This window comes from Mangrovicella endophytica (assembly GCF_002893625.1).
In the GTDB taxonomy this organism is placed as follows: Bacteria; Pseudomonadota; Alphaproteobacteria; order Rhizobiales; family Rhizobiaceae; genus Mangrovicella; species Mangrovicella endophytica.
This window is the reverse complement of sequence record NZ_PKMZ01000010.1, coordinates 26,459-45,527: the sequence shown is the minus strand read 5'-3', so window position 1 is coordinate 45,527 and position 19,069 is coordinate 26,459. Positions and strand designations below refer to the sequence as shown.

Here is a 19,069-nt window from a genome sequence, read left to right as displayed (position 1 = left end):
TGGATGACACCGCCTCGGCGTCACGGCCCGGCCGCCGCCTCGCCGGCCGCCTCGTCCGGATCGGCGAAGAGCGGCACGCCCTTGCCCCGCAGCACCAGCGTCAGCAGCGCGCCGGCCACGATCCCGCCGGCATGCGCCGCATAGGAGACCTCCTCATCGCCCAGCGCCAGCATGGTGAACTGGAAACCGATCCAGAACGCCAAGAGCAGCCAGGCCGGCAGCCGCAGCGGCAGCCGCCCGAGGACGAGCACCCAGACACGCACCCGCGGATGCAGCATCAGATACGCCGCGACGACGCCGGACACCGCCGCAGATGCGCCAAGCAGTGTCGCTTCCGATCGCGGCATGAGGAACTGGTGCGAGAGCGCGCCGGCTGCGGCGCAGAGGAGAAAGAACAGGAGGAAGCGGGCATGGCCGAAGGCGTCCTCGACATTGTCGCCGAACACCCAGAGGAACAGCATGTTGCCCAGGAGGTGCCAGAAATCGAGGTGGAGAAAGGCGTATGAGACATAGGTCAGCGCCGCCGGCACCTTGGCATAGTCGGCCGGCAGCACCGCATAGTCGTTGGCAACGGCCGGAATGAAGCCATAGACGATCTCGAAAGCGCTGAGATAGGCGCCTGTCTCGCCGGTCGCTTCAAAGAACAGCCAGATCAGCGTCTCGGCGGCGATGAGCCCGAGCGTGACGTACTGGAAGCGGATACGCTTCAGCCGGTTGCCGTCGTAGAAGGGGATGAAGACCATCGGCGGCCTACCGGCTCTTGCCCGGCACCCAGAGGACGTCGCTCCGCCCGTTGTCATTGGCGATGCGGGCGGCGACGAAGAGGTGGTCGGACAGACGGTTGACGTAGCGCAGCGCCACCTCCGACACCCGCTCGCCGTCCTGGCGAGCCAACGCCACCATGACGCGCTCGGCGCGCCGCGCGACGGTCCGCGCGAGATGGAGGTAGGTCGCCGCGGGCGATCCCGCCGGCAGCACGAAGGAGCGCAACGGCTCCAGCGCCTCGTTCATCGCATCGATCTCGGTCTCGAGGCGCTCCACCTGTCCCGGTATCAAGGTCAGCCGCTCGAAAGCCGGCGGCTCGTCGGTTTCCGGCGTTGCCAGCTCGGCACCGAGATCGAAGAGCTCGTTCTGGATACGGGCGAGGCTGGCATCGAGCTCGGCGCTCGCATGCAGGCGCGCGAGCCCAACGGCGGCGTTCAGCTCGTCCACCGTGCCGATCGCCTCGATGCGCCCGTCGCATTTCGCCCGTCGCTCGCCGGTGCCCAAGCCCGTCGTGCCGGCATCGCCTGTGCGCGTATAGATACGGTTCAGCCGGACCATGCGCCGCCCTTCTCACCCGATGAGACGCCGTCAAGAGCCGTCGGCCGTCTTGATGACGGCGCCACCATAGTCGATCCGGCGCGCGGCGGAAGCCGTGCGAGCGACCTCTTCGCGGCGCAGCTCAACGGGCGAGCAGCAGCACGCCGACGATGATGATCACGGCAATCGCCTGCAGAAGAACGCGCATCCGCATCAGCTTCTGCGATGTGCTGGCGGGACCGCCACGCATCATATTGACGAGGCCGAGCAGCAGCACGACCGCAACGGCGATCATGACGGCAAGGGCAAGGTAGGTCAGGGCTGACGACATGAGCGCGGTTCGCTGAATTGTGGGGATCGCCGCCCCTATACGCCTTCCGCGCCGCGAGGCGAAGGGCCGCCGATGTCGCGCGGGACCGGCGCCGCACTCCTTCGCCGATGCGTCGCAGCCGCAACGCCGACGCCTGCGATCACCAGGCCCACGAGCTGGATCAAACTCAACGCCTCACCGAAAAGGCCGTAGGCCATGATCGCGGTGACACCGGGCACAAGATACATCAGAGATGCGACGGACGAGACGGCGCCCTCCCGGATCAGCGTCAGCATCAGGAAAATCGCGCCGATCGAGAGGACGAAGACGAGCCAGACGAGGGCGAAGACGAGCTCGCCGGTCCAGTCCACCACCATCGTCTCCGTCAGCAGCGCGCCGATGAGCGTCGGGATCAGGGCACCGAGATACTGCAGCGCCGTCCCGGTCCGCAGATCGACGCCACCGACGAAGCGCTTCTGCCAGATCGAGCCGATCGAGATGCCGAGGACGGCGACGCCCGCCGGCAAGAGCGTCGCGGCGCTGTAGCCGCCGGCGCCGGTGCCGAGCTTCGGCAGGATGACGAGGCCGACGCCGAGAAGGCCGAGCGCGAGGCCCAGCCATTGGCGCGGCCGGATCGGCTCGTTGAGGAAGCCGGCCGCAAACAGTGCCGTCAGCATCGGCTGCAGCCCCACCACGAGCGCGGTGATACCGGCGGAGAGGCCGTGCCGGATCGCCAGGAAGACGCCGCCGAGATAGGCGCCGTGGATCAGCACGCCCGCAAGCATGGCATGCAGCGCCGGGCCTCGCGCCGGCCAGGGTGCGCGAGTGGTCAGCGCGAGAAGCACCAGGATGGCCAAAGCGAGGACGTAGCGCATCACCAGGAAGGTCAGCGGCTCGGCATGCGGCATGGCGTAGCGCGCGCCGATGAAGCCGGTGGACCACAGGACGACGAAGATGGCAGGAAAGAACGGCAGCAGTCTCGGCACGGCAGGAGATCCCCGTCAGGAGCGGCGCGGCTGCCGAGAGGCGCCGGCGGAAGGCCGCCTCAGGGGAGCGGCCCCTGCGGCTTAGTCCGTCGCGGCCGCCTCTGTCCACTCTCCCGCAGCACCTGGCATCATCGCCGGCGGCGCCTCCGCCGCGTCCAACCCGACCATGCGCCTGATGTCGGCCGGCGTCAGGCCAGCCTGGCGCAGTGCCCGGAGCGAGGTGTCGCGCGCGCTCTTCGACAGCTTGCGTCCGTCATCGGCCAGGACGAGCCGGTGATGGTGATAGACCGGCGTCGGTAGGCCGAGCAGCGCCTGCAACAGCCGGTGCACCGAGGTCGACGCGAAGAGATCGCGGCCGCGCACCACATGCGTCACACCCTGCAGCGCATCGTCGATCGTCACGGCGAGATGGTAGCTCGCCGGCACGTCGCGCCGGGCGAGGATGACGTCGCCCCAGGCAGCGGGGTCGGCGGCGAAGGTGCCGAGGCGCCCATCCGGGGAGCCGCCGGTCTCGACAAAGGGCAGCGGCGGCAGGCCAGCCGTCGCGGCGCTCATGTCGAGGCGCCAAGCGAAAGGCGCCCCGGTGGCGATCAGCGCCCGCCGCTCCTCCTCCGGCAGCTCGCGATCCGACCCTGGATAGATAGGCGCACCGTCTGGATCGGCGGGCCAGGACCGGCCGCTCATCTCCGAGCGTCGCGAGGCCTCGGCGCGGATCTCGCCGCGCGACAGGAAGGCGGGGTAGAGCAGTCCCGCATCGCCCAAGGCGTCCAGCGCGGCGGCATAATCGTCGAAATGTTCGGACTGGCGGCGCGGCGCCTCGTCCCAGTCGATTCCCAGCCAATGAAGATCCTCGATGATCTGGCGCTCGAAGGCCGGCGTGCAGCGCTCGCGATCGATGTCCTCGATGCGCAGGAGGAATCGACCACCGGCCCGGCGCGCCATGGCATGGTTCAGGAGGGCCGAAAGGGCATGGCCCAGATGCAGCTCGCCATTCGGGCTCGGTGCGAAGCGGAAGACCGGCGGCGTCTCGTCCTGCATTCTTGCTCCTCTCGCCACCCGCTCGAGGGCGGATTATAGGGCAACACCATGCGGAGCGGCACGATCGAGACGGATGCGGATGTGACGGCGGCACTCGCCGCCCTCCTCCGGCTCGACCCTCGCCTTCAGCGGGTGGCAGAGATCGCCGGGCCCCTGCCGCTTCGGCGCAACGCCAGGGGCCTGCGCGGTCTCGCCGGGACGATCATCGGGCAGCAGGTCTCGCGGGCGAGCGCCGATGCCATCTTCGGCCGGCTCTGCGCCGAGGTTGCGATCGACGATGCCGCGGCGGTCTTGGCGGCTACGGACGAAGCCCTGCGCCGCGCCGGTCTGTCGCGCGCCAAGATCGTGACGCTGCGGGCCGTGGCTGACGCCATCGTTGCCGGTCGTCTCGATCTGACGCGGATCGCGGCGGCCGAACCGGAGGTTGCAGTGGCCGAACTGTCGGTCATCCCCGGCATCGGCCGGTGGACGGCTGAATGCTTTCTCCTGTTCTCCGCCGGCCATCCCGACGTCTTCCCCGCCGGCGATCTCGCCCTGCAGGTCGCGGTCGGCCATGCCTTCGACCTTCCGGCGCGGCCGAAGGAGAAGGCGGTGGCAGCGGCGGCACAAGGCTGGGCGCCGCACCGGGTCACCGCCGCCCGGCTGTTCTGGGCCTACTATCGCGCGATCACCCGGCGCGACGCGATGCCGGTTGAGCCGGCAGGCTGATCCAAGTCGCCTCCCTGTAGCGGACAAGTTGCCGCGCCCTGGTGACGTTGGGTCGCAGCAACCTGTGTGAAACCGGCCCCAGGCTTCACAAAGGCGACATGATGGAGCACGATAGTTGCCTGAAAGAACAGGCCAAGTCGTTTTGGCAGCGACAGCCTGATTCGGCGGGTACGGCGGCATCGCCGATCGCGATGCACCGGGAGTGTATTCGGGACCTGCCACGTCTTCGCTCGGATCCGAGCGGCGGCGCGGCGGCGAGCGAGGAGGCTGCCTTTGACGATCGCAGTGACCCAGGACCTGTCCCCGGCGCTCGTGCTGAATGCTGACTTCCGCCCTTTGAGCTACTACCCGCTGTCACTCTGGTCCTGGCAGGATGCGATCAAGGCGGTGTTCCTCGACCGCGTGACGATCCTGGCCGAATACGACCGCGCGGTGCGCAGCCCGACCTATTCGATGCGGCTGCCCTCGGTCGTGTGCCTGAAGTCCTACGTCAAGCCGGCGCGCCATCCCGCCTTCACCCGCTTCAACGTCTTCCTGCGCGACCGCTTCCAGTGCCAGTATTGCGGCTCGCCGCACGAGCTGACCTTCGACCATGTCATCCCGCGCTCGCGCGGCGGTCTGACCACCTGGGAGAACGTCGTTGCCGCCTGCTCGCCCTGCAATCTGCGCAAGGGCGGGCTGATGCCGAAGGCGGCGGGGATGCATCCGCATCAGAAGCCCTACCAGCCAACCGTGCACGACCTGCACAACAACGGCCGGATGTTCCCGCCCAACTATCTGCACGAGAGCTGGCTCGACTATCTCTATTGGGACTCGGAGCTGGACCCCGAATAGGCCCCCGACTCCGCCAAGCTGCCAGGGTCGGCTCAGGCGCTGGCGCGACCGCTGCGGCCGAAGGCGGCAACAAAGGCAATCGCGGCGAAGAGCGCCGAGCCCAGCGCGTTCCAGCCTGCGAAGGACAGGCCGAGGAAGCGGCCGGCCGCCTCGCTGCAGGACGGCGGCTGCACCGCGTCGATGGCCGAGAGGAGATCGCCGGTCAGGTCGGCGCCGCCGGACTGCGCGCAGTCGGTGGGTCCCGCCCAGAAGCTCCATTCGACACCGGCATGGTAGATGCCGAGAGAGAGCGAATAAAGCATCACCAGTCCGATCAGGACCAGCAGCGCCCGCGTCAGGGCGCCGGCGCGCGGCCGTGTTGCTAGGACAGCCGTCACGACCGCCAGCGGCACCGCTGCGTAATAGGGGATGCGCTCCTGCAGGCAGAGCGCGCAGGGGATGTAGCCGCCGACATGCTCGAAGAGGAGCGCCGTGCCGACGCTTGCCCCAATGCCGAGGGCCAGGACGATCGCGGCCGTCAACTGCCGCGGTCCGCTCGGACGGGTCAGCCTTTCAGTGGTGCTCATATCCGCGAACCTCGTGTCGGCTGCCGCAGTGCATCGCAACGACGCGGCCATATCAGGGCCGGCCGCACCGCAACAGTGCGGATTTCGTGGAAGCTCCGACTCCCGCACAGAATCGAATGCGGGTTTCGCCTGCGCTAAGGTTGCAGTGAGCTATCCGCGCCATGAGCCGACGCCATACGACCGCAGCGGGACAGTGTCGGCGCGACGACCTGCCCGTCGATGGGCTGCGCGGCTTTGGGCCGGCTTCAGCGAGGTCGTGCTGGCTTTTCCACCGTATATCGATGTGGCCTTCGCCGCGGAGGTGCCGTATAGGATCGGCAGCCAGCCGCCTGCCCGCGCAGGGCAGCGGCGCTGCCGTGCGGGCGTGGCGAAATGGTAGACGCAGCGGACTCAAAATCCGCCGGAGCAATCCATGTCGGTTCGAGTCCGACCGCCCGCACCATCAGCCTTGCGCCGCTACGGCTGAACGATGCAGCCGGGATCGCGCTGGCTGCCAGAGCAATTCTGGCAGCCGAGGACGGATTATAGGCGCTCACCACTGCCCCTCTCGACCGAAGGCTCGTGCAGGCCGATCCGAAGGCCGAGCTCCCATGCTCGAAAAGATCGACCCTCGACCGGCCTGCACGATGAGCGACGCTGCTGTCCTGCTCCTCTTTCGGGGAGAGGATCAGGCCCTCAGCGTACGCTGTTCTGCGTCTTGACCGCATCCCCTTGATCGAGCGAGTTCTTCACCAGCGGCTCGGGGCGCGGCGTCTCCGCGGTGCTCGGCGGCAGGATCGGCAGCTCGACCCGCGGCGGCTCGCCCGTCAAGGTGCGCAGGAAGGCGGCAATTGACCGGGTCTGGTCCTGCGTAAGCTCCGCACCGAGCTGCGCGACGCCCATCACCGCAACCGCCTGCTCGAGGTTCCAGACCTTGCCGCTGTGGAAGTAGGGGGCCGTCAGCTCGACATTGCGCAGCGGCACGGCTCGGAAGACATATTCGTCGCTCGCTGTCTTGGTGACGGCGAAGCGGCCTTTATCCTCAGGCGGCAGGATGTCGCTGCCGGGGCGTTCCACCACGCCGAACGGATAATAGTCCTGGCCGCCGAGATTGACTCCGCTGTGGCAGGCGACGCAGCCGGTATCCATGAAGAGCTTCAGACCCTCCTTCTCCTGGTCGTTCAGGACCGCGACATTGCCTTCCAGGAACTGGTCGAACCGCGCGCCCGGGGTGATGAGGGTCGTCTCGAAGGCTTCGATGGCTTTGGCGACGTTGTCGAAGGTCACGGCGTCCGCCTCGCCGGGGAAGGCGGTGCGGAAGCGATCCTGATAGGTCGGGATGCTCTTCAAGACGCCGATGACGTGCTCGGGCGTCGCGGCCATCTCGACGGAGGCCTGGATCGGACCCTTGGCCTGCGACTTCAGATCCTCGGCACGGCCGTCCCAGAACTGCGCGACGTTGAAGATCGAATTGAAGACGGTCGGCGAGTTGCGCGGCCCCTTCTGCCAGCCGTGGCCGATCGACGTCTCCAGATTATCCGTGCCGCCGGCCGCGAGGTTGTGGCAGGAGTTGCAGTTGAGGATGCCGCTCGCCGAGAGGCGCGGATCGAACCACAGCATCCGGCCAAGCTCCACCTTGTCGCGCGTCGCGGCATTGCCCTTCACATGCGGGACCGAGGACGGGACCACGGCAAAGGCTTCATTGGCAGCGGCGCGCAGCTGGTCGACCTCCTCCGCCGACATGCTGGCCGCGGAGGCCACTGCCGCGTCGCTCGAGGCGGTCTGCGCCAAGGCACCCGGTGCCTGCAGCGCAAGCAATGCCAGGAGAACTCCCGAAGACGCTCCGGCACGATGTTTGACCCAGAACGAGCGCATCCGACTTCTCCTCAGCTGACGCAGCACCGGGCTTCTGCGGCGCCGCAAGACGACTGATTTGGACAGCAAGCGGGCTCACGAATGGTTGATCCACGTCAAAGGATGGCGGGGCGAGCCTCCTTTTTTGGAGTGATTCCAGGCTGCGTTTCCCTCAGGAGCGCGCGCGAGCTCGCGCTGTGGCCCCGGTCAGTCTCGTCGCGTCGTTGGAGGTGCCGATGAGCACCGACCGGGCAGCAGGACGGCCGCGGTCGGCCGAGCCGCCTTCCATAGCTTGCACCGCGCCGCCGCCGCCTGAACCGACTGAGGCGGGCAATCTCTGGCCGAACCTTGGCGGGTTGCGTTATGTGGCGGCATGACGACGCCCACGGACGACCAGATTGAGACCCTCGGCGCTGCGCTCGACACCTTCGTGCGCCGCTTCAAGCTGGCTGACGCTGTGCGGGCGGACAAGCCGCTGAACGAGGTCGACACCCAGACCTTGCTGTATGTCCGTGATCATCCCGCCTGCGGCCCGACCGACGTCGCTCGCTTCCTCGCGGTACCCGTGACGACCATCTCCTCGGCGACGGACCGGCTCGCCAAACGTGGGTTGCTGGAGCGTCGGCGTGTCGAGGGGGACCGCCGCGCCGTCGCCCTCGGCCTGTCGGATGCCGGGACGGCGCATCTGGCGGCCTATGAGGAAGCACACCGTGACCTCTATCGGTTCATGCTCCAGCGGCTTTCGCCCGCCGAACGCGACAGCTTCATCAGCATGATCGCGAAGATCGCATATAACGAAGATTGAATTATACGAACTTCGTTATATATCGCTTCTAACCTAACGGGTTCTGATGAAGCGATAGAGGACGAACCGGATGGCGATACGGATCAATGGCGCCGAGGTGCAGGCGCCGGGGGACGCGCGCGTCTCGTTGCTCGATTTCCTGCGCGAGCACCTGCATCTCACCGGCACCAAGGTCGGCTGCAATCAGGGCGCCTGCGGCGCCTGCACCGTGATTATCGACGGCGAGCGCGTCCTGTCCTGCCTGACGCTGGCGGCGCAGGCCGACGGCCGATCCGTCACCACGATCGAGGGCCTTTCCGCCGATGGCGCGCTGAACCCTTTGCAGGTCGCCTTCATCGAGCATGACGGCTTCCAGTGCGGCTACTGCACGCCGGGCCAGATCTGCGCAGCGACAGCGATGCTGCAGGAGATCGAGCGCGGCATGCCGAGCTACGTCACGGCCGACCTCGCGGCTGAACGCGCGACGCTGACGGCACAGGAAATCCGCGAACGGATGAGCGGCAATCTCTGCCGCTGCGGTGCGCATAACGGCATCGTCGAAGCCATAATGCAGGTGGCAACGGAGCGCGCGGCATGATCCCCCTCGCCTATCATCGCGCCTCGTCCGCGGACGAGGCCATCCATCTGGCAGGTGCGCCAGGCGCCCGCCTGCTCGGTGGGGGCACCAACCTCATCGACCTCATGCGCAAGGGCGTCGAGCAGGTCTCGGACCTGGTCGACGTCACCGCCCTGTCGTCCAGCATCGAGGAGAGCGATGACGGCGGCCTGATGATCGGCGCGGCCGCGCGCAACAGCGCCGTCGCGGCGCATCCGCTGGTGCGCTCCCGCTATCCCCTGCTGTCGCGGGCGATCCTCGCCGGCGCCTCGGCGCAGATCCGCAACATGGCGACGGTCGGCGGCAACCTGATGCAGCGCACCCGCTGCGTCTATTTCAACGATGCGGCCGGCTCGCGCTGCAACAAGCGCGCACCCGGCAGCGGCTGCGACGCACGCGGCGGCTTCAACCGCTACCATGCGATCCTCGGCGCCTCGCCGCACTGCGTGGCGACGAACCCGTCGGACATGAGCGTGGCCCTTGCCGCGCTCGACGCTCGCATTCACGTCTCCAGCGCCAGCGGCACGCGCATCATTGCGCTCGGCGATTTCCATCGCCTGCCGGGGGAGCGTCCGGACATTGAGACGGTGCTGGAGCCGAGCGAGATCATCACCGCGATCGAGATTCCGCCGTCGGCCGTCGCCGCGAACTCGACCTATCGCAAGGTGCGCGATCGGGCGAGCTATGCCTTCGCCCTCGTCTCCGTCGCGGCCGGGCTGACGCTCCGCGACGGCGTCGTCGAGGACGTTCGCATCGGCTTCGGCGGTGTGGCGCCCAAACCCTGGCGCGCTCTTCGCGCCGAAGCGGCTCTGCGCGGGCAGCCGGCGACTGAGAGCGCCTTCATGGCGGCCGCCGCCACAGAACTCGCCGACGCCGTGCCGCTCTCCGGCAACGGCTTCAAGATCGACCTGGCGCAGCGCACGCTGGCAGCCGTCCTCACCGAGCTTTCGGGAGATCGCCGATGACAAGGGTTCAGAACGTCGTCGTCGAGTCCGTCAAGACGGTGCTCGGCTGGGTCCCGGCGCAGTGGCTGCCGGGCGGGACACCGGACCCGCTGATCGGCCGCAGCGCCGCGATCGGGCGGCAGGCGTCCCGGCTGGACGGGCCGCAGAAGGTATCGGGGCAGGCGCGCTTTGCCGCTGAGGTGCCAATGGAAGGCCTGTCCTATGCCGCCTTCGTGCACAGCCCCGTGACGCGCGCGCGGATCGCCCGGCTCGAGACGCAGGCTGCAGAGGCTGCGCCCGGGGTGATACTCGTGATGACGCACCGGAACATGCCGCGCATCAGCCCGCTGGCGCTCATCAGCATCACCGACCTCTCTGCCGTCGGCAACAGCAGCCTGCCGATCCTGCAGGACGAGAATGTCCGCTACAACGGGCAGGTGGTCGCAGTGGTCGTCGCCGAGACCCAGGAGCAGGCGGATCATGCCGCCGCGCTGATCGAGATCGACTACGACACCGTTCCGGCCAAGACGCATTTCGAGGATGCCAAGGCGCGGGCGCGTACGCCGGCATCCGTGCTCATCGACAAGAACCACGTCACCGTCGGCAATGCCGAGCGCGAACTGACGCAGGCCGCACACCGCGTCGACGCGGTCTACCGGACACCGGGCCACAACCACAATGCCATCGAGCTGCATGCGGTGACCGTCGCCTGGCAGGACGGCTCGCTCATCGTGCACGACGCCACGCAGATGATCGCGCCGAGCGCCGGCGCGCTCGCCAAGGTCTTCGGTCTGAAGAAGGAGCAGGTGCGCGTCCTGTCGCCCTTCGTCGGCGGCGGCTTCGGCGGCAAGGGCCTCTGGGATCACCAGATCCTGGCGATCGCGGCGGCCCGGCTGACCGGCCGTCCGCTGCGCCTGATGCTGAGCCGCGAGGGCGTCTATCGCATCATCGGCGGACGCACGCCGACGGAGCAGCGCGTCGCGATCGGCGCCAACACGGAGGGGCGTTTCACCGCGCTGGTGCACACCGGCTACTCGATCATGCTGCCCTATGGCGCCTGCCCGGAGCAGTACACCTCCTCGGCGCGCGCACTCTACAGCGCCAAGAGCGTCGAGATCGTGCAGCATCATGTCGACCTCGACATCGTGCCCAACACCTATATGCGGGCGCCGGGCGAGTCGGTCGGGACCTTCGCGCTGGAAAGCGCCGTCGACGAGTTGGCGCACCAGATGGGCATCGATCCCATCGAGCTCCGGCGCCGCAACGAGCCGGAGCGCCATCCGATCTCCGGCGCGCCCTTCTCGCAGCGCGCCTTGATAACGGCCTATGCGGAAGGCGCCAGGCGCTTCGGCTGGGAGCACCGGTCCGCGGAGCCCGGCACCCGCCGTGACGGCGAATGGCGTATCGGCATGGGCTGCGCGACGGGATCGTTCCCTTATGCCAGGATGCCGTCGACCAACGTCCGGATCACGCTGAAGCGCGACGGGTCGGCGATCGTCGCCTGCTCGGCGCAGGAAATGGGCATGGGGACCTCGACCGTGCAGGTCCAGCATGCGGCCGACCGCCTCGGCCTGCCGGTCGACATGATCACCTTCGAGATGGGCGACTCCTCGCTTCCGGCATCGGCCATGGCCGGCGGCTCATCGCAGACGGCTTCAATCGCAGGGGCGATCCTTGCCGCCACCGACAAGCTGACCGGCGAGCTGTTGCGCCTCGCCGGCAATGACAGCCCCGTCGCCGGACTGCGGACGGGCGATGTGCGCCTCACCGACCAGGGCGTCGCCAGCCTCGAGGAGCCCTGGCGGCACGAGAGCTACCGCTCGATTCTGGATCGCGCGCAACGCGACGAGGTCAGCATCACCGCGGCGGGCAGCGCTCCGCTCGAAATGCTGAAATTCGCGATGAACAGCTCGTCGGCGGTCTTTTGCGAGCTGCGCGTCAGCGACGTGACGGGCGAAGTGCGGATCGACCGGCTGCTCGGATCGTTCGACTGCGGTACCATCCTCAACCCGAAGACCGCGGCGAGCCAGTTCAAGGGCGGCATGATCATGGGGATCGGCCTCGCTCTCACCGAGGAAACGCTGTTCGATGAGCGCAGCGGCCGCATCATGAACGCCACGCTCGCCGACTATCACGTGCCGTCGCATCTCGATGTGCCGGACATCGAGGTGATCTGGACCGGCATCCCGGATCCGCGCTCGCCGCTCGGGGCACGCGGCATCGGCGAGATCGGCATCACCGGCGTCGCGGCGGCCATCGCCAATGCGGTCTTCAACGCGACCGGCAAACGCATCCGGGAGCTGCCGATCACGCTGGACAAGCTGCTCTAGGCACGTCTCATCGAAGTCGGAGCGTCCGAGGAGGCGAAAGAGTTCAGCGCCGCTTGATGCGGATCGACTGCAGCCGCTCGCGCATCAGCCGGGCGAGGTTGCGCGAGCGCTTCATCGCCGTGACACCCTTGGCCGCGGCCTCGACACGGGCGCCTGCATCGGGCGACAGGCCGACCACATAGGTCGCGATGTCGATCCGCTCCTTCCAGACGCGGTTCATCAGCGTGTGGTCGGGAACGGTGCAGGAATCGGCTCGGGCAACGTCCGGATCGGCGATCAGCGCCTCGGTCACGTGCAGCATCAGCTGCAGGCCTGGCGAGGCCGCGGCGAAGTTCTCGTCATAACCGGTCTTCCAGGCGAAGGCCTCGCCGCCGAGAACGAAGGCGACCAGGCTGGCGACCGGTTGGCCGCCCGCGCGCAGGGTGAAGATGCGGGTGCGATCCTTCTCCGCCAAGGCGTTCACCGCCTCGCGCGTGAAGGCGGAACGATAACGGTCCATGACGAGGGCGCTGCGGACCTCGCCCTTCCAGCCGCTGGCCTCGAGGACCAGGAACTCCTCCAGCGCGTGCCGCACAGCATCCGGCTCGCGCGCGATCTCGAAGGTCACCTCGCCTCGCCGCTCCAGTATCCGCCGCTGCCGGGCGGCATCGCGGCGGCGCTTGGGCGACAGTGCGCGGTCGAGATAGGTGGCGGCGTCAGGGCCCTTCACCATCGCCGCACGATCGGTCGCCGCAGTCCTGACGACTGGCAGGCCGTTTGCCGCGGCGACCCGCAGCAGCGCGTCCGCCATCGGCTCGCCGACCCTGAGGTCCGGCAGGATCAGCACGTCGGGCATGCGCAGGTCAGGCCGCGCCAATGTCTCGAACAGGCTGGCAAGCGTGCCGTCCGGATCGTCCGCATCGACCAGGATGGTGCCGAGCGGACCAAAGGGATGCGTCCAGGCGCGGATCGCCGACGGTCCGCCGATCAGCCCCGAGCGCTCGATGGAAAACGGCATCAGCAGCCGCAGGCGGCTACGCGCCGCCGCTTCGTCGCGGATCACCATCAGCCGCACCTTTCGCTCGTCGAGGCGCGGCATGGCAGGCACGAGGAATTGCGGGGAGAAAAAGACGTTCTGGTCGATCGAGCGGCGCGTTAGGAAGTCGAGTTCATCGACGAGATCGAAGGCCGCCATCGGCGAATAGATGGAAAAGCGCCGCCGCCCGTCGCCCGTCGCTGTCGCGACATTGACATCCGGCGTGTCGAGCGGGCGCAGCGACGGCTGCGGCGAGCGCTGCGCACCAGTGCCGGCAGAGGCTGACACCTCGTCCAGATTGAGCTTCGCCATCGCTCTCTCCAAAGCCCGGCCGGGCGATATCGACATGGAGCGACCCCGCCTCGTCCGGAGCAAGGCAAGCGTCGCCGGCTGCCGGCAATCTCCGGCAGCGTCACAATGTCCTGCAAGAGCTTAAGATTTGATCGAGGAAATCAGCCGGAATGACAGAATTTGGTCATCCTCCGAAGCCGCCCTCGGCGAGGAAGGTCAGCTCGGTTTCGCTGGAGGGGCGACCGAGGATGACGTTGCGGTGCGGGAAGCGGCCGAAGCGCCGGATGATGTCGCGGTGCTCCTCGGCGAACGGGAGGTTCGCCTCGCCGATCTGCCCCATCCACTCCACGCAGGCCTCCTGATCCGACAGCTGCTCGGAATGCATCAGCGGCAGCGCCAGGAACTGGTTGACGTCCTCACCCACGGCATGCTGGTCGCCCCGCTCGAGCGCCATATGCGCGATGGCGAGCGCCTTGGCATCGGTCGCAAAGGCCTGTGGCGTGCCGCGGAACATGTTGCGCGGGAACTGGTCGAGCAGGATGACGAGGGCAAGCGCGCCGGTCGGTGTCTCCTGCCAATGGTCGAGCAGCCCCTGCGCGGCCTGCTCGTAGACGTCGCCGAAGCGCTGGCGGATCGTCTCGTCAAGCTCGGGATCCTTGACGAACCACCGGTCCGCGCCGAGCTCGCGCCAGAAGTCGACGATGACCTGGGGGTCGAGGCTGTAGCGGCTCATGGCGGCAACTCACTGGACTGCGGCAAGGACGATGCCGCTGGCGAGACCGGCGGCATCCGGGTTAAGCATCTGCGCCGGAGAGCACCGGCGCGGCGCTGATGTAGGTATGCCGGATGGCCGGATGAAGATGGCGGATGTCGAACTGGATCTGCGGGGCCTGCGCTGCCCCCTGCCGGCGCTGAAGACCGAGAAGCGGCTTGCGTCGCTGGAGCCGGGCCGGCGCCTGCAGGTGCGCTCGGACGATCCTCTCGCGACGATCGACATCCCGCATGCCTGCCAGATGGGCGGCCACCGCCTGCTCGAAAGCTCCGCCGAATCCGGCGGCCACCGCTTCCTGATCGAGCGCGGCGCCTCGCCGGCCGCCGAGGATGATCCGGGTCAGCCGAAGCTGTAGCCGGCGACCGCAAGCGGATTGTCGGACAAGGCAGCCCGATCCGGACGATCGGTCCGAGGCTCTCCCGCGAAGGCGGCGAACAGGTCGCGGATCGCCCCCTCGTCCAGCCCCTCCCCGATGACGACGAGGCGGCAGGACGGCACCGTGGCCGCCGGCCAGGCCGGCAGCCGCACCGGCGGATGCAGGAAGCTGCGGACCGCATGAACGGCGAGCGGACGGTCGGGATCCTCCACAATCGCAAGCACCGCCTTCATCCGTAACAGGCCATCGCCGCAGGTCACCATCAGGAGATCGAGGAACCCGTCGAGCGCGGCGCGGCTGATCGGCTTGTCCGAGACGATGGAGAAGGATGCGACCCCACCATGCCGGTGGCTCGCAGACTGCCTCGCACCGGCGTCCGCGCCAGCCCCATCATGCGCGTGGTCATGACCATGGTGATGATGGTGATCATGGTCGTCATGACCATGCCCGTCATGACCATGGCCCTGCCCTGCCCCGGCAGCCTGCACGCCCGCGGCATCCAGCCACCGGCTGACATCAGCGAGCCCCGTCGCGGGATCGACAAGGCCGCTGCCGAAAAGCGCCGCCGGCTCCGCCTCGCCGGCCGCGACTGACAGGATCGGCGCGCGTGGATTGAGATCGGCGAGCGAGCGTTTCAGCGCCATTGTCGCGTCCGGCGGCGCAAGATCGGTCTTGGTCAGCACCAGCCGGTCGGCCACGGCGATCTGCCGGGCTGCTTCAGGACGATTCTTCAGGTTCGCCGCGCCGGCAAGCGCGTCCACCACCGTCACGACGCCGTCCAGCGCATAGGCCGACAGCAGGGCCGGATGCGTCATCAGCATGGCGAGGATCGGCGTCGGATCGGCGAGCCCGGTGGTCTCCACGACCACGCGCTTCAGCGGCTTCAGCGTGCCATGCCGGACGCGCTCGGCGAGCTCGACCAGCGTATCGGCCAGCTCGCCGCGAACGCTGCAGCACAGGCATCCGTCGGAAAGCTCGACGATCGTTTCGCCGGCGGCGCTCTCGACCAGGAGATGGTCGATCCCGACGGCGCCGAACTCGTTGACGATCACAGCCGTATCGGTGACGCCAGGATCCGACAGCAGCCGGTTCAGCAGCGTCGTCTTGCCGGCGCCGAGGCACCCCGTCAGCACTGTCAGCGCCATCGGCGCCGGGCGGATCGCGTCTTCAGGGGCCATGGTGCCGCGGTCGAGTGTCAATTGGTCCTGACGGCGGCTTGCGGCACCGGCAAGCCCTTGGCCGGCATCGCGGGATGATCGTCGACCGGCGCCTGGGTCAGGCGCGCCGACTTGCCGGAGGTGGTCGTCGTCGCGGCGACCGGCATGTCGCCTTCGCCAGGCTCGCCCTCCAATGAGCCGACCTCGGGCTTTGCCTCCAAGGCGGGCGGCGGCGTGCCGGCGATGTCAGCCGGCCCGGTCGGCCGGAACGTCGGGATCGGAATGCCGTAGGCTGCGATCAGCGTCACGCCTGGCTCGACATGCTCGTTGCCCGCGGCGCCGCCGAGCGCCACCTTCACCACGGCCGGCGGCCGATCCATGTCGTGCATATAGGGCGAGCCGAAGGTTTCCTTGCGCTTCGCCTCCTCGGCCCGCTCCTCGGCGCGTTCCCCGCGCCCCTTGGCGGAGCAGATTTCATTCGAGATGTCGGCCGGAGCACCGGCCGAAACGGGAAGCTGCTCGATGCGCATCGGCCGCGTGGCAGGGTCCGTCTTGAAGCCGTTCTCCAGGAGCTCGGCCGAGGTGCGCTCGCGCACGATCGGTCCGTCGGCGCCGAGCACCACGGCGACGAGCGTGCGACCGTTGCGGGTCGCGGAGGAAACGAGATTGAAGCCGGAGGCGCAGATATAGCCGGTCTTCATGCCGTCGGCGCCATCGAAGCGGCCGAGCAGCTTGTTGCCATTGATGATGAGGCTCTTGCCGGCGGAGATCGCCTCCGTGCCGAAGAGGTCGGAGAAGGCCCGGAAATCGCGCCGGATCGCCGTTCCCAAGATGGCCAGATCCTTGGCGCTGGAATACTGGCCCTCGCCCGGCAGGCCGTTTGGGTTGACGAAATGCGAGTCGCGCATGCCGAGCCGCGCGGCTTCCGCATTCATCATCCCGACGAAGGTCTCCATCGAGCCGCCGCCGAGCGTCTGGCCGATCGCATAGGCGACGTCATTCGCCGATTTTACCAGCATCATCCGCAGCGCCACGTCGAGGCGGATGACGGAGCCCGGCTGGAAGCCCATCTTGCTCGGCGCCTCGGCGGCCGCCCGGCGGGTCATGATGACCGGCGTGTCGAGGCTGGCCTTCTGCAACTGCACCGCCCGCAGCGCGACATAGGCCGTCATCAGCTTCGTCGTCGACGCCGGATACCAGCGCTGCGTCGCATTATGCTCGGACAGAACCTTTCCCGTCGCCACGTCGACGACGACAGAGGTCTCGGCGCCGGCCGGAAGGGATGCGGCAGATGCGGCGGCCAAGGCTGGCAGCAGCATCAGGACGAAACGGCCGATCGCTTTCAAGATCAGTTCCTTCATCGGATTGGGGCGAGGATCGTGGGCCTACCGCGCATGGGGTGGCCGATGCCTTCCGCTATCTCGCCTGTGTGACGCTCTCGTGGCAAGATAGACGACTTGGCGGTTGCTGCCACGTCGCGTCGCAGGCGCATGTATCGGAAGAATACGAATGTCGATCAATCCCGCCATCGCCGAGCGCGTGCCCGAAATCGCCGAATGGCGCCGCCATCTGCATGCCAGGCCGGAGCTCGGCTATGATCTGCCGGAGACGGCGCGCTTCGTTGCCGAAAAGCTCGGCGCCTTCGGCTGCGACACGGTGGCGACGGGGATCGGGCGCACCGGTGTGGTCGGGCTGGTGCATGGCCGCGGCGGTGCGGGCGGCAGGATGATCGGCCTGCGCGCCGACATGGACGCCCTGCCGATCGAGGAGGAGACCAATCTCGCCCATGCCTCAACGCGGGGCGGCGCGATGCATGCCTGCGGCCATGACGGCCACACCGCCATGCTGCTCGGCGCTGCGCGGCATCTCGCCGCGTCGCGTGACTTCGCCGGCAGCGTCGCCTTCATCTTCCAGCCCGCCGAGGAAGGCGGCGCCGGCGCCAAGGCGATGATCGAGGATGGCTTGCTGGAGCGCTTCCCGATCGAGCGCGTCTACGGCATGCACAATCTGCCGGGCCTGCCGGTCGGGCAGTTCGCCATTCGCCCGGGGCCGATCATGGCGGCAACCGACGAATTCCAGATCACCATCCGCGGCCGCGGCGTCCACGCTGCCCTGCCGCACAAGGGCGTCGACCCGATCCTGGCCGGCGCGGCTCTCGTCCAGGCGCTGCAGTCGATCGCCGCACGCAGCGCCGATCCGCTGGATTCGGTGGTCGTCTCGGTCACGCAGTTCCATGCCGGCTTCACCCACAACGTCATACCGGATACGGCCGTCATATCGGGCACGGTGCGCTCGCTGGCGCCGGCCGTGCGCGATCTCGCCGAGGCGCGCATCCGGGCGATCAGCCGCGGCATCTGCGAGGCGCATGGCGCGGAGGCGGACGTTCACTACGACCGCAACTATCCCGTCACCTTCAACGACGCCGGGCAGGCCAGCTTCTGCGCGGGCATCGCCGCCGAGATTGTCGGCACCGAAGCCGTGAACACCGCGGCGGCGCCGCTGATGGGCGGGGAGGATTTTTCCTACATGCTGGAGCGGCGGCCAGGCGCCTTCATCTTCATCGGCAACGGCGCCTCGGCCAATCTCCACAACCCGACCTATGACTTCAACGACACCGCCATTGGCTACGGCTCGTCCTACTGGGTGCGGCTGGCACAGGCTGCGCTGGCGGCGGGGTAAAGGGCTCCGGCTGCAACGCTCTGGAGAGCGCTTCCCTCGAAGCCGCTGATCTGCAGGTTTAAGGCAGGAGCATCCCGCGAGACCTGCAACGATCTCAGCGAGCCGCGCGGAAGCGGATACACCGGCAGCGGATCGGATGCGCAGTCCGACGCCCCCACCGAATATGCCAAGCACCTGTGGTTCTCGTTCCGGCTCGGCGCAGGGCGAGGACGAACATCCATCTTCCATGTCAGCGCCCAGCGTCGCGGCCAAAGCAGACCCACTTTTGGGGAAGCTCGAATGGAAAATGGCTGGACGCCCCGATCGGGACGTCCAGCCATAGGCGCTGATTGCGAAGGGACGGGAGCAACCAAGCGCTTCTCGCGATCGACTGCATGTTCATTACCGCCCCACAGATGAACCTCAGATGAATTCCGCCGGTGGCATTCGCGGCTGACGCCTGAGCGGGATCTTTCCTTCGTAGAAGCCCTCAAGTCTGTTCTTCGAGTATTTGCCGGGTATCTACAATCTCGGATTTTATAGTTCGTC

Annotated in this window: 19 protein-coding genes and 1 tRNA gene; 9 read left to right on the top strand and 11 right to left on the bottom strand. The window is 67.9% G+C overall.

What is annotated here, in order from left to right:
- Positions 1 to 20: 20 nt before the first annotated feature.
- The 5 genes from C0R46_RS17160 to gluQRS form a co-directional block, all read right to left on the bottom strand.
- A complete protein-coding gene (locus tag C0R46_RS17160; protein WP_102960891.1) occupies positions 21 to 743 on the bottom strand; it encodes a rhomboid family intramembrane serine protease in 723 nt (240 codons plus the stop codon).
- Between the two features lie 7 nt (positions 744 to 750).
- Positions 751 to 1,323, bottom strand: coding sequence for a cob(I)yrinic acid a,c-diamide adenosyltransferase (locus tag C0R46_RS17155; RefSeq protein ID WP_102960890.1), 573 nt, complete (start codon positions 1,321 to 1,323; stop codon positions 751 to 753).
- 121 nt (positions 1,324 to 1,444) lie between these two features.
- Positions 1,445 to 1,633: a twin transmembrane helix small protein gene (locus C0R46_RS17150; RefSeq protein ID WP_102960889.1), complete on the bottom strand. Its 189-nt coding sequence runs from the start codon at positions 1,631 to 1,633 to the stop codon at positions 1,445 to 1,447.
- Between the two features lie 35 nt (positions 1,634 to 1,668).
- Positions 1,669 to 2,598, bottom strand: a complete 930-nt coding sequence (locus C0R46_RS17145) for a DMT family transporter (protein ID WP_245413644.1) — start codon at positions 2,596 to 2,598, stop codon at positions 1,669 to 1,671.
- A gap of 81 nt (positions 2,599 to 2,679) precedes the next feature.
- A complete protein-coding gene (gene gluQRS, locus C0R46_RS17140; RefSeq protein ID WP_102960888.1) occupies positions 2,680 to 3,636 on the bottom strand; it encodes a tRNA glutamyl-Q(34) synthetase GluQRS in 957 nt (318 codons plus the stop codon).
- Between the two features lie 48 nt (positions 3,637 to 3,684).
- Between gluQRS and C0R46_RS17135 the strand changes: the two genes are divergently transcribed.
- Together C0R46_RS17135 and C0R46_RS17130 are read left to right on the top strand one after the other, a co-directional pair.
- A complete protein-coding gene (locus C0R46_RS17135; protein ID WP_102960887.1) occupies positions 3,685 to 4,344 on the top strand; it encodes a DNA-3-methyladenine glycosylase family protein in 660 nt (219 codons plus the stop codon).
- Between the two features lie 273 nt (positions 4,345 to 4,617).
- On the top strand, positions 4,618 to 5,178 hold the full coding sequence (locus C0R46_RS17130; RefSeq protein WP_102960886.1) for an HNH endonuclease: 561 nt from the start codon (positions 4,618 to 4,620) through the stop codon (positions 5,176 to 5,178).
- A 32-nt stretch (positions 5,179 to 5,210) separates the two neighbouring features.
- On the opposite strand, the gene C0R46_RS17125 is transcribed toward C0R46_RS17130, so the two are convergent.
- Positions 5,211 to 5,744: a disulfide bond formation protein B gene (locus tag C0R46_RS17125; protein ID WP_102960885.1), complete on the bottom strand. Its 534-nt coding sequence runs from the start codon at positions 5,742 to 5,744 to the stop codon at positions 5,211 to 5,213.
- A gap of 358 nt (positions 5,745 to 6,102) precedes the next feature.
- Here C0R46_RS17125 and C0R46_RS17120 point away from each other — a divergent pair.
- Positions 6,103 to 6,186 (top strand) — tRNA-Leu (locus tag C0R46_RS17120).
- A 233-nt stretch (positions 6,187 to 6,419) separates the two neighbouring features.
- On the opposite strand, the gene C0R46_RS17115 is transcribed toward C0R46_RS17120, so the two are convergent.
- Positions 6,420 to 7,466 carry a cytochrome-c peroxidase gene (locus C0R46_RS17115; RefSeq protein ID WP_198598394.1) on the bottom strand — a complete coding sequence of 349 codons (1,047 nt, stop codon included), beginning with the start codon at positions 7,464 to 7,466 and terminating at the stop codon, positions 6,420 to 6,422.
- 484 nt (positions 7,467 to 7,950) lie between these two features.
- Between C0R46_RS17115 and C0R46_RS17110 the strand changes: the two genes are divergently transcribed.
- The 4 genes from C0R46_RS17110 to C0R46_RS17095 all read left to right on the top strand — a co-directional run bounded on the left by C0R46_RS17110 (position 7,951) and on the right by C0R46_RS17095 (position 12,251).
- Positions 7,951 to 8,382 carry a MarR family winged helix-turn-helix transcriptional regulator gene (locus tag C0R46_RS17110; protein ID WP_102960883.1) on the top strand — a complete coding sequence of 144 codons (432 nt, stop codon included), beginning with the start codon at positions 7,951 to 7,953 and terminating at the stop codon, positions 8,380 to 8,382.
- Between the two features lie 70 nt (positions 8,383 to 8,452).
- Complete coding sequence (locus tag C0R46_RS17105; RefSeq protein WP_102960882.1) at positions 8,453 to 8,959, top strand: (2Fe-2S)-binding protein; 507 nt, start codon at positions 8,453 to 8,455, stop codon at positions 8,957 to 8,959.
- Positions 8,956 to 9,942, top strand: coding sequence for an FAD binding domain-containing protein (locus tag C0R46_RS17100; RefSeq protein WP_102960881.1), 987 nt, complete (start codon positions 8,956 to 8,958; stop codon positions 9,940 to 9,942). Before C0R46_RS17105 ends, C0R46_RS17100 begins: the two co-directional genes overlap by 4 nt.
- Positions 9,939 to 12,251 (top strand): xanthine dehydrogenase family protein molybdopterin-binding subunit, encoded by a 2,313-nt coding sequence (locus tag C0R46_RS17095; RefSeq protein ID WP_102960880.1) that lies wholly within the window; start codon positions 9,939 to 9,941, stop codon positions 12,249 to 12,251. Before C0R46_RS17100 ends, C0R46_RS17095 begins: the two co-directional genes overlap by 4 nt.
- A 43-nt stretch (positions 12,252 to 12,294) precedes the next feature.
- On the opposite strand, the gene C0R46_RS17090 is transcribed toward C0R46_RS17095, so the two are convergent.
- Both C0R46_RS17090 and C0R46_RS17085 read right to left on the bottom strand, forming a co-directional pair.
- Positions 12,295 to 13,578 (bottom strand): GNAT family N-acetyltransferase, encoded by a 1,284-nt coding sequence (locus C0R46_RS17090; RefSeq protein WP_102960879.1) that lies wholly within the window; start codon positions 13,576 to 13,578, stop codon positions 12,295 to 12,297.
- 163 nt (positions 13,579 to 13,741) lie between these two features.
- A complete protein-coding gene (locus C0R46_RS17085) occupies positions 13,742 to 14,290 on the bottom strand; it encodes a DUF924 family protein (RefSeq protein WP_102960878.1) in 549 nt (182 codons plus the stop codon).
- Between the two features lie 121 nt (positions 14,291 to 14,411).
- Here C0R46_RS17085 and C0R46_RS17080 point away from each other — a divergent pair, with 121 nt between their 5' ends.
- Positions 14,412 to 14,684 carry a sulfurtransferase TusA family protein gene (locus C0R46_RS17080; RefSeq protein WP_342586520.1) on the top strand — a complete coding sequence of 91 codons (273 nt, stop codon included), beginning with the start codon at positions 14,412 to 14,414 and terminating at the stop codon, positions 14,682 to 14,684.
- Here C0R46_RS17080 and C0R46_RS17075 read toward each other — a convergent pair.
- Both C0R46_RS17075 and C0R46_RS17070 read right to left on the bottom strand, forming a co-directional pair.
- Positions 14,669 to 15,883 carry a CobW family GTP-binding protein gene (locus tag C0R46_RS17075; protein WP_245413643.1) on the bottom strand — a complete coding sequence of 405 codons (1,215 nt, stop codon included), beginning with the start codon at positions 15,881 to 15,883 and terminating at the stop codon, positions 14,669 to 14,671. The genes C0R46_RS17080 and C0R46_RS17075 overlap by 16 nt on opposite strands.
- Before the next feature lie 17 nt (positions 15,884 to 15,900).
- Positions 15,901 to 17,208 (bottom strand): D-alanyl-D-alanine carboxypeptidase family protein, encoded by a 1,308-nt coding sequence (locus tag C0R46_RS17070; RefSeq protein ID WP_245413642.1) that lies wholly within the window; start codon positions 17,206 to 17,208, stop codon positions 15,901 to 15,903.
- Between the two features lie 163 nt (positions 17,209 to 17,371).
- Here C0R46_RS17070 and C0R46_RS17065 point away from each other — a divergent pair, with 163 nt between their 5' ends.
- Positions 17,372 to 18,541 carry a M20 aminoacylase family protein gene (locus C0R46_RS17065; RefSeq protein WP_102960877.1) on the top strand — a complete coding sequence of 390 codons (1,170 nt, stop codon included), beginning with the start codon at positions 17,372 to 17,374 and terminating at the stop codon, positions 18,539 to 18,541.
- Positions 18,542 to 19,069: the final 528 nt, after the last annotated feature.

Bases quoted from the DNA above. Each gene is read 5' to 3' on its own strand.
- C0R46_RS17160 (WP_102960891.1), bottom strand. From the start codon at position 743: ATGGTCTTCATCCCCTTCTACGACGGCAACCGGCTGAAGCGTATCCGC.
- C0R46_RS17155 (WP_102960890.1), bottom strand. From the start codon at position 1,323: ATGGTCCGGCTGAACCGTATCTATACGCGCACAGGCGATGCCGGCACG.
- C0R46_RS17150 (WP_102960889.1), bottom strand. From the start codon at position 1,633: ATGTCGTCAGCCCTGACCTACCTTGCCCTTGCCGTCATGATCGCCGTT.
- gluQRS (WP_102960888.1), bottom strand. From the start codon at position 3,636: ATGCAGGACGAGACGCCGCCGGTCTTCCGCTTCGCACCGAGCCCGAAT.
- C0R46_RS17135 (WP_102960887.1), top strand. From the start codon at position 3,685: ATGCGGAGCGGCACGATCGAGACGGATGCGGATGTGACGGCGGCACTC.
- C0R46_RS17125 (WP_102960885.1), bottom strand. From the start codon at position 5,744: ATGAGCACCACTGAAAGGCTGACCCGTCCGAGCGGACCGCGGCAGTTG.
- C0R46_RS17115 (WP_198598394.1), bottom strand. From the start codon at position 7,466: ATGTCGGCGGAGGAGGTCGACCAGCTGCGCGCCGCTGCCAATGAAGCC.
- C0R46_RS17110 (WP_102960883.1), top strand. From the start codon at position 7,951: ATGACGACGCCCACGGACGACCAGATTGAGACCCTCGGCGCTGCGCTC.
- C0R46_RS17105 (WP_102960882.1), top strand. From the start codon at position 8,453: ATGGCGATACGGATCAATGGCGCCGAGGTGCAGGCGCCGGGGGACGCG.
- C0R46_RS17100 (WP_102960881.1), top strand. From the start codon at position 8,956: ATGATCCCCCTCGCCTATCATCGCGCCTCGTCCGCGGACGAGGCCATC.
- C0R46_RS17095 (WP_102960880.1), top strand. From the start codon at position 9,939: ATGACAAGGGTTCAGAACGTCGTCGTCGAGTCCGTCAAGACGGTGCTC.
- C0R46_RS17090 (WP_102960879.1), bottom strand. From the start codon at position 13,578: ATGGCGAAGCTCAATCTGGACGAGGTGTCAGCCTCTGCCGGCACTGGT.
- C0R46_RS17085 (WP_102960878.1), bottom strand. From the start codon at position 14,290: ATGAGCCGCTACAGCCTCGACCCCCAGGTCATCGTCGACTTCTGGCGC.
- C0R46_RS17080 (WP_342586520.1), top strand. From the start codon at position 14,412: ATGAAGATGGCGGATGTCGAACTGGATCTGCGGGGCCTGCGCTGCCCC.
- C0R46_RS17075 (WP_245413643.1), bottom strand. From the start codon at position 15,883: ATGGCCCCTGAAGACGCGATCCGCCCGGCGCCGATGGCGCTGACAGTG.
- C0R46_RS17065 (WP_102960877.1), top strand. From the start codon at position 17,372: ATGTCGATCAATCCCGCCATCGCCGAGCGCGTGCCCGAAATCGCCGAA.